Consider the following 14,321-nt stretch of genomic DNA (forward strand, 5'->3'; position numbering starts at 1 on the left):
CGCGATGTGTCCTGAAAGGGAATTCAGGGATGCGTCAGGGTGGATTCAGACTCGGGTTGCATTCTCGGGGCACACTTTCGCAGGAGTGCTGCCCATGCCGCACGGCCCCTGGATGAGAATCGCGATCGCCGCCGCCGGACTTGCCGCCCTCTGTATCACGATGCGGCCCGCAATCGCCCGCGAGCCGGAGAAAGGCTCCGACACCGGCCAGCCGCCCGTAGCCAGGAGCTACGGACAATACCTCGTCGAGCGGACGCGGACGCGCCATCCGGAGCTGATCGGCCTCGATCTCCATGCCACGCCGCCCAACGCGCCGCGCTCGGTGGTCATCGCCTCCCTGGATCGCGATCGTGTGGGCCGTGAAAGCGACGTGCGCGCGCTGGAGGTGGTCAAGACCAGCAAGCCGGCGGTGGCCGTCGACGGGCAGACCGGGCAGCGCATCGAAGTCGACGTCCCGCTGCAGGACAAGTCGGGGAACATCATCGGCGCCATGCAGGCCGTCTATGCGTACGCCAAGGGCGAAGATGAAGCGCGCTTTCTCACCCAGGCGGAGGCGCTGCGGGGTGAGATGCAGCGGCAGATTCCCACGGTGGCGAAGCTCGTCCAGCCGGTGCGGCCGACTGAAGGACTCGACATCGGCGGTACCCAGTCGCTCCCCACCACCAAGGAGATCGTCTCCGGTAAGGCGCTGGCGGAGAACGAGCAGGAGGGCTACGCCGAGGCCGTCAAGCACGTGGCGGGCGTCGCGCCGGCCAACTCGAAGGGCAGCGCCAACGACTCCATCTACATCCGCGGCATCAAGCTCAACCTCTTCTCCAATTACCGTATCAACGGGGGCCTGCCGGTTGCCGGAGTCATCACCATGCCTAACGAGGACAAGACGCGCCTCGAGACGCTGAAGGGCGCCAACGCGCTCCAGTTCGGCGTGGCGAGCCCGGCGGGCATCATCAACATGATCACCAAGCGCGCCGGCGAGAATGACGTCACGAGCGTGAGCGGGGCCGCCAGCAGCTTCGGCCAGTTCGGCGGAACGTTCGACGTCGGCCGCCGCTACGGCGACGAAGGCCAGTTCGGCATGCGCATCAACGGGTCGGCGACGGCGCTCGAGAATGGCGTGCGCGGGCTCGGCGGCGACGGTGAGTTCGCCAGCGCCGGCCTCGACTACCGCGTCGACCGCCTCACGCTACAGGGCGACTTCGAATACTACCGCAAGCACGTGCCCGAGCAGGCAGGAATCAGCCTGCTCGATCCCGTCAACGGCAGGGTTCCCATCACGCCCGTACCCGATCCACGCAATCTCCTTTCGGGGCCGTGGGCCATCTACACGCCCGAGACCACCAACGCGCAGCTGCGCGCGGACTACCTCGTCGCCGACAACTTCAAGGTGGTGGCGGAGGGAGGCCGCTCCTACTCGGATCGTTCGCGCTTCACCACCCGCATCGGCGGCTACGACATCAATACCGGCGCGGGGGGCGCGGTCCGCGTCTCGACCGTCTCGCAGAACTACCGCAACACCTTCGGCATGCTCGAGACGCAGTCCGCCTTCGCCACCTGGATGCTCAAGCACGAGCTGACCTTGGGCGGATCGGTGACCGACCGGCGTGCGGAGACGCCACAGAACCGCAAGGAATTCATCCTCCCGCAGACGCAGAACATCTTCGACCCGATCGCGCTCGCCCCGCCCGTTTTCAAGGGCTCGCCCACGCCGCTGCCGCTGCAGATCAGCCGGGACGGCGGCGTCTACGTCTACGACACCATCTCTTTCAATCCCCGCGCACCCAGGCTGCTGCTCGGCATGCGCTACACAGAGGACTACGAGAACAACGGCAAGGCCTACGATCCGGTGAGCTGCATCAAGTGCGGGCCCAACACCAGCTGGATCGCGCTGCCTTCCTTCGGCGCGCTGTGGGACGTCATCCCCGGTCTCACCATCTTCGGCAGCTATATGGAAGGCCTCGAGGCGGGCGGTACCGCGCCGGCCAACGCTTACAACGCCAACGAGATCCTGCCGGCGCAGGTGTCGACGCAGAAGGAAGTGGGCGTTCGCACCTCGTACTTCAGAGGCTTGACTGCCAGCATCTCGCTCTTCGAAATCGACAAGGCCAACGCGGTCACCGATCCGAACCCCAATGCGTACTGCGGCGGCAATCCCATGTGCTACGTCAACAGCGGCCAGATCAACTACAAGGGTGTGGAAGCGACGGTGAACGCCGAGCTGACACGACTCTTCACCCTCGACATTGGCTGGCAATGGCTGCGCGCGATCCAGAACAGCCCTGATCCGAAGTTCAACGGCCTGGCGCCCGAGAACACGCCCAGGTCGATCGGGAACGTCCGCTTGGGCTTCCGCGTGCCCTGGGTGTCCGGCCTGACGTTGAACGCGGGCGCCTCCGGCGTGACCAGCCGCTACGTCAACTTCCAGCAGCAGGGGTCGATCCCCGGTTACGTTCTCTATTCCGCGGGCGCCAGCTGGGTGATCAGCGACCGGGCGCTCAACCTGCGTCGCCTGACCTTCCTGCTCAACGTCGATAACCTGACCAATCTCCGCTACTGGAACTCGGTGCAGACGGGAACGTACGGCATCGGCATGGATCGCACGATCAAGATGACCATGAAGATGGATTACTGATGCTGTACGCGCTCGCAGTCATCGGGTTGCACTCTGCCGTTTCGTCCCCAGTCCACGCGCTAGCGGTTGAGCACCCGATGGTGGAATGGGTGGTGCCCGCCCTGCCGACCAACAGGCCGCAGACGCCTGAGGAGGCCGAGGAGGGCCGCAAGTCGGGACGCAAGCTGCCGCCGCCCGAGGTGCTGCAGCCGACGCTCGATCCCGCATTGCCCGCCTACGTTCCGGTTGGTGCAGAAGTGGTTCGAGAAGTTCCGCGCTTACCATCCCGAGGTCAATCTCTCCGTCTCGCCGCCGTATGCCGGTAGCCTGGGAGCGACAGAGCTCGTCAACCAGCGCCTCGACTTCGTCTTCGTGTCCCGCGAGCTGAGGCCCGACGACATTCGCGATTTCAAGGCGAAGTTCGGCTACGACCCGCTGAGCGTCCCCGTCTGCGGCGGCTCGTATCGTCACTTCGGCGCGCTGGATGCGGTGGCATTCTTCGTCAACAAGGACAACCCCATCGAGAAGCTCACGTTCGAGCAGATCGACGCGATCTATTCGACGACGCGCCACCGCGGCGCGAAGCCGATCCGCAACTGGGGGGATCTCGGCCTTGGCGGCGAGTGGGCCGACAAGCCGATCCATGCCTACGGGATCAAGCCATGGAATGGCTTCGAGGAGTTCGTCCGCCAGCGGGTCCTGAGCAAGGACGGAAAACGCGGCGAGTGGCGAGACGACATGGTTTCCGAGAAATTGGTCTTCCCGATGGCGAAGCACGTGGCCGACGACAGGTATGGTATCGCCTATTCGGGAATCGCCTACCTCGACCAAGCGGTGCGCGTCCTGCCGCTCGTCGCCAATGCCGGAGATACTCCGCAGTCTCCGACCTACGAGAACGTCGCGCTCGCGACTTATCCGCTCAGCAGGCTGATCTATTTCAACGTCAACAAGGCGCCGGGCAAGCCGCTGCCGCCCGCACTGGACGAGTTCCTCCGTTTCATCCTCAGCCGCGAAGGCCAGCAGGTGGTGCTCGACCAGGCCAGCTACCTTCCACTTCGCGCGACGCAGGTGCAGTCCAGCCGCACGAATTTCGTCAGCGCGCGGTGACGATCACAGCCGAGGCCGCTACGCCGCGAACCCGAATACCAGGTTGAGGACGAACGCCAGGATGGCCGTGTTGTAGATGAACGAGAGCACCGCGTGCAGCAACACGGCTCGGCGAATCTGCGGACTCGAGACCGTGGTGTCGGAGACCTGGAAGGTCATCCCAAGAGTGAACGCGAAGTACGCAAAGTCGAAGTAGGTCGGCGCCGCTCCGCCGGCGAACTCGACACCTCCGACGCCCTCCACGTCTTCCCGATAGTAGAGGTGGGCGTAACGAAGTGTGAACGCTGTGTGCGTCAGGGCCCAGCAGAGCGCGATGTTCGCCAGGCACAGAGCAACCAGAGCATCTCCTTCGCTTCCGGCGATCGACTTCGCACGGCTGACGAGAGCGGTCGTGGCCAGCAGGCTGGCGCTAGAGCTGAGAACCACGATCAAGTACACCGCCGTCCGGCCGGGATCGTCGGCCGCTGCTCGAATTCGCGTCGCAGCGGCAGAGCACGAGACGATCGTGAACCACGACAGGGCCAGGAGAGTGAAGCCTCCGGCATCCCACGCCGCCAGCGCCGTGAGTGTGCCCGACGCGTGCAGGCCGGCACTCAGGGCAAGCGCCACCACGGCGGCGATGCTGAGCGAGATCGCCGCTCGAGGGACGGCATGGGGCGGTTGGACGAGCACAGCACAGGATACTTCGTAGATCCGGGGACACGATACGCAACTCATGCCAAGTTGAGCAGCCAGATGATCCGGTGGGCCAAAGAAGGGGAGGCGGAGCAGATCGCCGGCATCATCAATGCCGCGTTCGAGATCGAGCGCGAGTTCAGGCAAGGCGAGCGCACGTCGGTCTCCGGGATTCGCGAGCTGATCGAACGCGAGTCGCTCCTGGTGGCCGAGCGCGATGGGGCGCTGATCGGTGCCGTCGAAGTCCGTGTCGCCGGACCCACCGGATACTTTGGGATGCTGGCCGTCGACGCGTCGTCGCGCCACGCAGGCGTGGGCCGGGCGCTGGTGGAGGCCGCCGAGGATCACTGTCGCCGCGCCGGCTGCACCGTCATGACCATGAGCACTGGCGAAGAGCGGGTGGAGCTGATCCCCTATTACGAAAAGATGGGCTACCGGCTGACTGGCATCGAGCCCTCGGCCAAGCCAGCGTTCAAGCGCGTGATCCGCGTCGTGAAGATGGAGAAGCGACTGTCGCCATGATCTCGCCAGCGGCCTGGTGAACGCCGATCAGCTCATTGCCGGCATGCAGAACATCATCGACGTGATGAAGGACGCGACGAACCCGGACATCATGAGCCCGATCCTCGAGTTCGGCGATCACATCCATCCGAACCCGTTTGGATATCTCCGGATCGGGCAGGCAGTGGATCTGTCGGCTCTTCAAGGCGCCAACTAATCAGGCGACGCAACCGCCCTGGAGCTGGTGTCGATGTTTTCGACACTGCTCGCAATCCCGGCAGGCGCGGACGGCTCGGATCTCTGTACGACGGCCGCCGTGTCGGGTTTGCGCTTGGCACGAGATGTGAACAGGCCTCGTAGCGGAGGTCGATCATGGCACGCAAGCGGGACGAGGTCTGGCACACGATGAATCCCACCGAGTCGGCGAAGGCCGTAGCGCGATTGATGGAGGTGTCCTTCCAGCGCGACCTCGCCCAGCGCGCGGAGCAGTTGCGGCTCCTCGAAGCCGCTGCCCGCTGCGGCGCCCTCTTCTCCGGTGCCGAAGGCGCCAACTGGGGCATCGCGTAAGCAGGCTGCGTAACGCATCTGCCACTCGAGCGTACTGACCCGGTAACCACGCGACCTGGTTGCCCAGGGCGCTCGAGGAGGAACTTGTATGCGTCAGAGGGCGCAGTCTATGTGCTCACCAACGCGCCCGCCGGGAACGCCGTGCTCGTCTACGACCGCGGCGGCGACGGCTCGCTCTCCGCGGCCGGCATCTACGCGACCGGCGGTGCCGGCAGCGGCGCCGGGCTCGGGTCGCAGGGCGCCATCACCGTCAGCGACGACGGCCGCCTGCTCTTCGCCGTGAACGCCGGCAGCAACACCGTGTCGTCGTTTCGCGTCCGATCGGACGGCCTGGACATCGTCGACGTCGCCGCGAGCGGTGGGACGATGCCGACCAGCGTGACCGCGCGCGGGGGCCGCGTCTACGTTCTGAACGCAGGCGTTCCCAACGGCGTGAGCGGCTTCACGGTGGACGTGAAGGGGCGGCTCAGGCCGATTCCCGGATCGAATCTGCCTCTCAGCGCAGCCTCCACGGCGGCAGCGCAAATCGGCTTCGACGACGAGGGCGACACGCTGATCGTGACGGAGCGCGCGACGAACCGCATCGTCACCTACGAGGTCGGTGCGGACGGTCCCTCACCGGGCCCTTCGTGCACGCCTCGACGGGCCCGACGCCGTTTGGCTTCGCCGTCGACAAGCGCAGCACGCTCTTCGTCTCCGAGACGGGCGCGGGCGGCGGCGCGTCGTCGTATCGGATCCGCGATGCCGGCGGTCTCGACGGGATCAGCTCGATGGTCATGACGGGCCAGCGCGCTGCTTGCTGGGCCGTCGTCACGAGGAACGGCCGTTTCGGCTACGTCATCAACGCCGGCACTGGAAACATCTCGGGCTTTGCCATCGGATCCGACGGCTCGGCGACGCTGCTCGGCGCAAACGGGATCACCGCCACCACTGGCGGCAACCCGACGGACGCGGCGCTCTCCCACGACAGCCGGAACCTCTACGTGCGGGTCGCAGCGCTCGGCGAGATTGCAGTGTTCTCGATCGAGTCGGATGGCTCGCTAACCCCGCGGCCATCCCTCAACGGCACGCCTGCCGGATTGGCCGGCCTGGCCGCCTGGTAAATCCGGGGACACGATGTGCAACTCATGCGACGCGACCTGGCACGCTCGATTGGCACGGTCAATTGCGTATCGTGTCCCCGAAACTCCTTACGGAACCGCGGCCGCGTTCGCCTGGTTGATCAGGAACGACGCATCTTCCGGCAACAGCAGCCGCGCTCCGACGAGCGCGTTTGCCGCTGCAGTCACCTTCGCGACGTAGTCCGCATGCGTCGGATACCGTTCCTGCAGCGACGGCCGGGGATCGCGCACCGCGTTCCGCTCGGCGAGGGTGCGGAAGAACGGAATGTACGCGCCGTTCAGGTCGCAGGAATCGCCCTCGCTGAACCCGGCTTTCCTTACGCCCCAGCCCAGATACGTCCCGACCGGCACCAAGCGCATGGTGCTCGGCAGGCCGCCGACGGTGTTACCGTCAGTGTCCACCGCCGGCACGCGCACGCTATAGGCGCCGCGCCTGATCGGCGGCTCCGCCATCACGCCCGAGATGTCCTCGACGTTGAACGCCGGTCCGCGGTCCAGGTAGAACTTCTGCGTGGTCACGCCCTGGAGCGTGAAGTTCACCGCGGGCATGTACGGATAGTGGATGGCGGAGAGTGGCACCAGCGTGCCGGACTTTAGCGTCGGGTACAGACTCGCCGGCGGCTCCCTGCCGTTCACGATCCATTCGCGGAGCGCGACCAGCAGCGCCCGCTGCCCGTGAATGAAGGGGTTCGGGTTGTTGGACAGCTGGCAGCCTGCTGGCGGACCGGGGATGACCGTGGGCGGTTGTCTGGTGACATCGCCGCCGCCGTGGCGCGTGGCCGTATACAGATAGATCCGGACGTTCTTGGGAATCTTCAGATCGTGCGTGCTGTCCGAATCGGTGGTGACGAGCGCCATCAACGCCTGCCAGTACTCGGTATCCGTGTTCGTGTGGAAGATCTTCGGGCAGCTGCGCGTCCTGCGGCAGCGGTCGAGCTGACCCGCGGTGATGCCGGCAATCCTGTCGTGGCTCACGCCCCAGGTCTGTGACGACTCCGCGCCGGGGTACTGCCGCTCCGTATGCTGCGTCCCGGACAGGCGATCGGGTTGGCCGAAGCGCACGTTGAAGGCGCCGCGGTTGGAGGACTTGTGGGGGATGGCGCCTTCCAGGACGAGATTGCGATTCTCATCCTGGTTGAATCCCAGCTGGATGAAGGTACGGATCCAGCGTCCGCTCTGGGACGAGCCATAGATGATGGCGTTCTTGATGGAGTTGCCGAGCGGATTTTCGGGGATCGCCGCAGCAGCGGGACAGGAGGCCTTGTTGCGCCCCTCGAGGCCGTCGTCGTCGTCATCGTCATCCCTGCCACGCGCCTCGTCGTGGTCCTTGCCGCAGTGTCCCGTGCTCGCGCCGTTGCTGTTTCTCAGGAACGAGATGAAGTCGCGCGTCGCCGCGAATCCAAGGCCGAGCACGGTAGGGTTCTTCGCGTCGTAGAGCAGCTCGTAGATGTGGTTCGTGTCGAAGTTGCCGCTCAGGCAGACCTTGATCGTGCTCGGCACGCCCGGAAACGGAACTGACGAGCAGTCGGCGAACGCCCAGTCGCGGTTTGAAATCGGCTCGCGCGCGTCGTCCTGATGGACGCGCCGCGTGAGCGTCGCACCGACGTTGCTGGTGCTGACGGCCTCGTACGAGGGCGGAGTGGTGATGTTCACGGTGCTCGCCGGCGCACTGAGGATGTATTCGGCCCGGATGCGGTTGACGATCTCCGTTCCGTTCCTGTTTCTCGCCACCGGAATGCGGACTTGCAGGCCGGTCGCCACGTCGCCCTCCCAGCCGTTGTCGGACAGGACGTATCCCTGCCGCTGCACGAAACCGTCGCCGACGCCACTGTCGCCCGAGCCGCCGACGTTCAGCTCCACGCTCCTGACGTTCCCGCGGTTCGGCACGTCGTGAAGCAGGGTGCCGTTCGCCTTCGACATATCCACCGGCTTGTTCAGCCAGAAATCCACGTTGTACTCGACCATTCCGCGGGCGTTGCGCGGCGCGAGCTTGATGTCGGTGATGACCTCGTTCAGCGGGTCGTTCGGATCCACCTCGCCGAAGACGACGCCGCGCAGCGTCTCGTACTGTCCGACGCTGCCGAACGACGCGCCACCAAAGGCGACGGCGCGCGAGTTGATCTGGACCCTCGTGATGCGGGCTTCCGCCGCTCCCGCCAGTGCGAGCGGCAACAAGCCGACCAATGCCTTTTTGACGAAACGACGCATCGTTTCCCCCTCTCGATGTCCGACTTACGGCGCATCGCCACATGCGCCGCGTGGAGGGCGCGTTTCAAGGCCGCTTGCGTCATGGTCGAGAGAACTTGATGGCGAATGTGACGCGCATCACTGACCGTACTCCGGCGTTCTCGTCACCGTTCCGGGCTCACCCGTGATCGGAGCGCCCGGTGCCGATTTCATCTTCCACCCGTGTGTCGCTGTTTCTCGCCCTTGCCGTCAGCGCAGCACGTGCCGACGTCCGCTGGAGCGCCGACTTCGCCAACGACGATCTCAAGCAGTGGGGAGTGATTCAGTGCGGCGGGCAGGGCGGCACCTGTCCCTGCCTGGCTCCGTTCTACGATCCGGCAAATCAGGTGAACTACGGCTCGGGGAGCTGCTCCACCAGCAACTCCAACACCCCGCTCTCGGTCGCGCCGGCGAACGGGCGGTTCCAGATCGTCAGCCCACCCCCGGGACAGGAAAATACCGGAAAGGCGATGCGCATCGAGCTGCGCAACGGCGATCTCTGGCCGTGCGCCAGCGGTTGCGCCTCGCCGACGACACGCAACGAGGTGGTGCACTCGATGGACAGCGGCACCACCAAGCCGACCTACTACCGGGCCGGCGACGATCGATACTTCGCCTGGAGCACGTACTTTCCCGCGGAGTTCGCGCGCTGGACCTGCAAGGGCACCGACAGCAACTGCCCCAACGGCATCCCCAACTCGAATTACAACCCATGGAACGTGGTCACGCAGTTCCACCAGAGCGGAGACAGCGGCGTGAACCCGCTGGGGATCGACCTGCGGCGGACCAGCCTGTCCTCGCAGAACAGCTACGCGATCGTCCTCCTCTACGCCTACAACAACGGCTCGTCGGATCGCGAGCTGTGGCGCCAGGAGCTGCAGGCCGGCAATTGGTACGACTTCGTTCTCCACGTGAGGTTCTCGCAGGGGAGCGACGGCGTCCTCGAACTGTGGGTCGGCAACAACGGCGGTCCGAAGGCGCGCCAGACGCTCGCGTGTCCCGCCGGCGCCTCGATCACCTGCAACGGCGCCACGCTCTATTCGGACGGCGCGGACTACCTGAAGCAGGGGCTGTACCGGAATTCGTCCATCGCGGACACTTCCGTCATCTTCCACAAGGGCATGATGGACGGCGACACCTTCGCCGACGTGACCGCTGCTCCTCCGGTCAGCGACGATTTCTCTCTGAGCGCGAGCCCGGCGTCGCAGACCGTCGCCCCCGGCGCCAGCGCGACCTACGACGTCCAGACCGCCGCCACAGCGGGCACTGCGCAGACGATTTCGCTCTCCACGGTGGGCCTTCCTCCCGGCGTGACGGGCGCGTCCTTCAATCCGCCGACCGTGATCGCGGGCGGAAGCTCGACGCTCACGTTGACCACCGATCCGGCGGGCACCGGCGTCTCGGGGACCTTCACGGTGAGCGGGCAGTATCCGGGCGGCGCGCCCTCGCATTCGACGAGTCTGTCGATCACCATCACGGCGCCGCCCGGCGTGACGCCGCCGGTGGCCACGCTGGTCGATTCGTTCGGGGGGACTGCGATCGACCCCACGAAATGGACGGTCACCGCTGCCGTGAACGGGACCGCTAGCGAGAGCGCCGGCACGCTGAACCTCGCGCCCAGGGCGCGCACCGACAACGTGCTGATCAGGGTGGACAGCAACGCGAAGTACGCGCTGACCGGCTCGGTGGCCACCGTGCAGGTCCCCCAGGTGGTTTCCGGAAGGTGCGGCGTCAACAACCGGTTCCAGCTCAGGTACGACGCCGGCAACAGCCTCGGGTTCTGGTTCGAGTGCGGCAACCTCTACGCGTTCACCTTCGTGAACGGCGCCGAGTCGCTGCTGCGGACGCTCACCTACTCGTCGGTCGCGCACAAGTGGTGGCGGATCCGCGAGTCGGGCGGCTTCGTAGTCTGGGAAACCTCGCCGGACAAGGTCACGTGGACATCGGCGGCGAGCGCTGCCGTGTCGGCGTTGTTCCCGCTGGGTTCGCTCACGCTCACGTTCGATTCGTACACGTACGGCGGCGGCCTGCGGAATCCCGGCGTCGGGCGCTACGCCCACCTGAACGAATAGGCTGGCACAGCGAGCGGATCTCTGGCGAGGTGGTCGGGGAGTGTTCAGGTTCCCCGCGAATCGCTGGAGGTCACCCATGAAGACGCTGACGACAGGAGTGGGCGGATTCGTCCTCGGTGTGGCGGCGGCGCGCTTTCTCGACCCACGCGCAGGCGCGCGGCGACGAGCCGAGGTCGTGCAGAAGTCCGTCCATGCAGCGCACAAGGCGGCCGATGCAGCTGGCAAGTCGTCGCGCGACTTGAGGAACCGCTCGCGTGGACTTTGGCACGCCATCTTTGCTCCCGAGGGGCCGGTCGACGACGCCGTGCTCGTCGAGCGCGTCCGGTCTCGCCTCGGGCGCGTGTGCTCGCATCCAGGCGCCCTCGAGGTGTCCGCGGCCGGCGGGTGCGTCGTGCTCCGCGGGCCGGTATTGGCGTCGGAATACAACCAGATCGTCGAGGCGGCAGCCTGCGTCGGAGGCGTCATGGCGCTCACCGAAGAGCTCGAGCTGCACAAGCAGCCGGACGACGTTCCGGCGCTGCAGGGTGGCACGAGACATCCCCTGCCGAGGCCCGAGCTGCTTCAAGAAAACTGGGCGCCGGGCATCCGGGTGTTGATGGGGGCGGCGAGCGCCGGATTGATCGGTCTGGGAGCGGCACGCCGGGATTTGCCAGGTTCCGTCATCGCCGGCTGCGGCGTCCTCCTGCTCGCGCGCAGCGCCACGAATCTGCCGGTGCGCCGGCTGATCGGCGTGCGCGCCGGGCGGCGCGGAATCGACGTTCAGAAGAGCGTCGTCATCGCCGCTGCGCCCGAGGAGCTGTACGGGTTCTTCATGGCGGCGGAGAATTTCCCGCGCTTCATGGAGCACGTCCGCGACGTTCGCGTCACAGGCGAGGGGCAATGGCACTGGCGCGTCGCGGGTCCAGCCGGCGTCGAGGTGGAATGGGACGCGGAAGTGACCCGCGCCGAGCCGGGGCGGCTGTTGTCCTGGGCCACGGTCGAGACCGCGCCGGTCGAGAGCTTTGGGACGGTGCGGTTCGTCCCCGTGGACGGCGGCACGCGCGTCGACGTGAGGCTCTCGTACAATCCGCCGCTCGGCGCCGTTGGCCACGCGGTGGCGGCGCTGCTCGGCGCCGATCCGAAGCAGCAGCTCGACGATGATCTGCTCCGGCTCAAGTCGCTTCTCGAGCGTGGCAAGCCGAGCGGGGACGAGGAACGCGCAGCGCGAGACCGGCTGTCCTGAGAACCGACCTGACCGTTCAGCGCCGTGTCGCTGACAACGGCGGCGTGCTCTGCGGCGAAACCCGGTGGTGCGTGGCCTGCTCGAACGCGTAGGCGTAGCCGATCAGGTTGGGTTCGCTGAACGCCGGCCCGGAGAAGGTCACCGCGTAAGGGGCATCCTTGGCGTCGAAGCCGGCAGGGAAGGGCGTCACCGTGAAGGGAGGCGGCGGCACGGCCGGATTGGGCACGAACCCACCCGGCACCGCGATGCTGGGATAGCCGGCGCGGGCGGCGATGTTGGCGCCGCGATTGGCGGGGAAGAGGATCGCGTCGAAATCCTTGTACACGACGTCGAGCCCGCGGGTTCTTGCGATGTCGAGATCCTTCAACCGGTCTTGCTGGTACTTGTCGGTGTCGGCGCTGCCCGGGATCGTGTCGAGCTTCTGCGCGGCAAGTGCAAGCCCCTGGCCATACTTGAGCGCCACGTCGGCGTGAGCGCTGTTGAAGGCGATCACGTCCGCGAGCGTGCGCACGGGAAAACCGGGAGGCAGGTTCGCCAGGTATGCGTTCAGATCGCGCTTGAACCCAAAGAGCAACACCGTTGAGCAAGCCGGCAAGGACGATGGGCAGCCGGGGAAATCGATCAGATCGTCCTGGTCGGGGATCTCGTGGAAGTCCTCCACGATCGCCCCCTCCTTTCGCAAGACGGCGATGGCGTCGTTCATGACCTTCTGCTGCTCGAGGCTGAGCACGACGCTTTGGACGTGAGGGTTCGAACCGGTGGCGGCGGTCCAATAGCCGAAATGCGGGACGGCGATGCGGGCCCCGCGCAGCGCGTGCCTCTTGAGGAATCGCGTGTAGTCGCGGAAGCACTTGCCGCGGGTGAGGCACGCCGCGGTCGCGGGATCCGCCGGATCGAAGCCGGCCAGTACGCCGAGCAGCCTGGCCGCGTCGGTGACCGTGCGCGCCAGCGGTCCGGCCGTGTCCTGATCGGCGGTGATCGGCACGATCCCGCTCCGGCTCACGAGCCCGACCGTAGGCTTGATGCCCACCACGAGGTTCTGGGTCGCCGGGCTCAAGATCGATCCTGAAGTTTCGGTGCCGACGCCGACGGTGGCGAGGTTCGCGGACACGGCGATGCCCGGGCCGGAACTGGAGCCGCCCGTCTGCAGCGCCGGCCGGCCGTCGTTGATTCCGGCCCTCGGATCGGGGCGGGGATCGTACGGGTTGAAGCCATATCCGAGCAGCGCCGGATTGCCGCCAACCTGGATGAGCTGGAAGCGGAGCTGCGAGCTGTAGCCGGTCGGCATGCCGGTGGAGCTGAGGAAGTTGGCGAACTCGGTGAGCGTCGCCTTCCCGATGATGATGGCCCCGGCGCGGCGCAGCTTCGCGGTGATGAAGGCATCGTGTTGCGGGAACGATCCCCCGAGCGCAACCGAACCAGCCGTGGTCGGAAGGTCGGCGGTATCGATGTTGTCCTTGAGGATGACCGGGATGCCGAACAACGGCTTGCGCGGCCCGTCTTCATCCTCGGAGTCTTCGCCATCGAAGTCGTCGAGCTTCAGGGCGCGCGCGTCGGCGACGGCGTTCTCGTTGACGTGCATGAAGCTGTTCAGCGTCTGGGGGATCTTCGCCTGTGGACCTGGCTGATCGTAGGCCGCGATCCGCGCCACGTACATCTTCACGAGATCCTCGGGCGTCAGATCCCCCGACCGGAACTGGTGTTGGATGTCGGCGATGGTGGCTTCGACTACCTGAAGACGATCGCGATGGTGATCGTCCGCGATGGCGGGAAAAACGAGCGCCAGAACCGTGAGGAAAAGCGAGCCGCGCAGCCTCATGGGATCCTCCTGCGGCCGCGTCTACCTCGTCAGCGGCGAGGACCTCAGCAACTGCGCGTCCCAATGTTCACTTGTACTGAGCGCCTCGCGCCTTCACTGGCAGAACGCATGCGAGCCCCGCCCGATCCGACGAACGTAGGATGGTCGGGTGGGGCTGGTCAAACCGCCGCGGGCGCCGAAACGACGTAAACGCACGTTGACCGTACTTCCGGCGAAACCCTAGCGTACGCCGCCACCTGGGGGCGGGGACCCAAAAAAATCGAAGTTGCCGAAGGCGCTCTGACGCCCTGTCGAGCGATCTCCCGGAGGACTCATCTCATGAACCGAACGCGAAACGCGTTGTCTGCATTGGTGAGTACACGGGCACGCTGGCGAATCCGACGGGTGGCACCACTACGGTACG

General features: G+C 66.1%; 10 protein-coding genes and 1 pseudogene. 8 read left to right on the top strand and 3 right to left on the bottom strand.

Annotated features, from left to right (window positions below; translation table 11 throughout):
• Positions 1-4: 4 nt before the first annotated feature.
• Together E6J58_18240 and E6J58_18245 are read left to right on the top strand one after the other, a co-directional pair.
• On the top strand, positions 5-2,629 hold the full coding sequence (locus E6J58_18240) for a TonB-dependent receptor (protein ID TMB34689.1): 2,625 nt from the start codon (positions 5-7) through the stop codon (positions 2,627-2,629).
• Positions 2,629-3,715: pseudogene (locus E6J58_18245) on the top strand (phosphate ABC transporter substrate-binding protein, PhoT family). Before E6J58_18240 ends, E6J58_18245 begins: the two are co-directional and overlap by 1 nt.
• Positions 3,716-3,733: 18 nt before the next feature.
• On the opposite strand, the gene E6J58_18250 reads toward E6J58_18245, so the two are convergent.
• On the bottom strand, positions 3,734-4,432 hold the full coding sequence (locus tag E6J58_18250; GenBank protein TMB34690.1) for a DUF1345 domain-containing protein: 699 nt from the start codon (positions 4,430-4,432) through the stop codon (positions 3,734-3,736).
• Here E6J58_18250 and E6J58_18255 point away from each other — a divergent pair.
• The 4 genes from E6J58_18255 (at position 4,367) to E6J58_18270 (ending at position 6,561) form a co-directional block, all read left to right on the top strand.
• A complete protein-coding gene (locus E6J58_18255; protein TMB34691.1) occupies positions 4,367-4,912 on the top strand; it encodes a GNAT family N-acetyltransferase in 546 nt (181 codons plus the stop codon). The genes E6J58_18250 and E6J58_18255 overlap by 66 nt on opposite strands.
• 16 nt (positions 4,913-4,928) lie before the next feature.
• Entirely contained in the window at positions 4,929-5,108 is a 180-nt protein-coding gene (locus tag E6J58_18260) for a hypothetical protein (protein TMB34692.1), read from the top strand.
• A 155-nt stretch (positions 5,109-5,263) separates the two neighbouring features.
• Positions 5,264-5,458, top strand: coding sequence for a hypothetical protein (locus tag E6J58_18265; GenBank protein ID TMB34693.1), 195 nt, complete (start codon positions 5,264-5,266; stop codon positions 5,456-5,458).
• 59 nt (positions 5,459-5,517) lie between these two features.
• The gene (locus tag E6J58_18270; protein TMB34694.1) at positions 5,518-6,561 is read left to right on the top strand and encodes a lactonase family protein; all 1,044 of its coding nucleotides are present in this window, start codon (positions 5,518-5,520) and stop codon (positions 6,559-6,561) included.
• Positions 6,562-6,648: 87 nt separating this feature from the next.
• Here the strand turns inward: E6J58_18270 and E6J58_18275 are convergent, their stop codons facing one another.
• Entirely contained in the window at positions 6,649-8,787 is a 2,139-nt protein-coding gene (locus E6J58_18275; protein ID TMB34695.1) for a hypothetical protein, read from the bottom strand.
• 179 nt (positions 8,788-8,966) lie between these two features.
• Here E6J58_18275 and E6J58_18280 point away from each other — a divergent pair, with 179 nt between their 5' ends.
• Both E6J58_18280 and E6J58_18285 read left to right on the top strand, forming a co-directional pair.
• On the top strand, positions 8,967-10,877 hold the full coding sequence (locus tag E6J58_18280; GenBank protein ID TMB34696.1) for a hypothetical protein: 1,911 nt from the start codon (positions 8,967-8,969) through the stop codon (positions 10,875-10,877).
• A 76-nt stretch (positions 10,878-10,953) separates the two neighbouring features.
• On the top strand, positions 10,954-12,099 hold the full coding sequence (locus E6J58_18285; protein ID TMB34697.1) for an SRPBCC family protein: 1,146 nt from the start codon (positions 10,954-10,956) through the stop codon (positions 12,097-12,099).
• A 16-nt stretch (positions 12,100-12,115) separates the two neighbouring features.
• On the opposite strand, the gene E6J58_18290 is transcribed toward E6J58_18285, so the two are convergent.
• Complete coding sequence (locus E6J58_18290; protein ID TMB34698.1) at positions 12,116-13,918, bottom strand: amidase; 1,803 nt, start codon at positions 13,916-13,918, stop codon at positions 12,116-12,118.
• Between the last annotated feature and the right edge of the window lie 403 nt (positions 13,919-14,321).

Source organism: Deltaproteobacteria bacterium (genome assembly GCA_005879535.1).
GTDB lineage: Bacteria > Myxococcota > Myxococcia > Myxococcales > 40CM-4-68-19 > 40CM-4-68-19.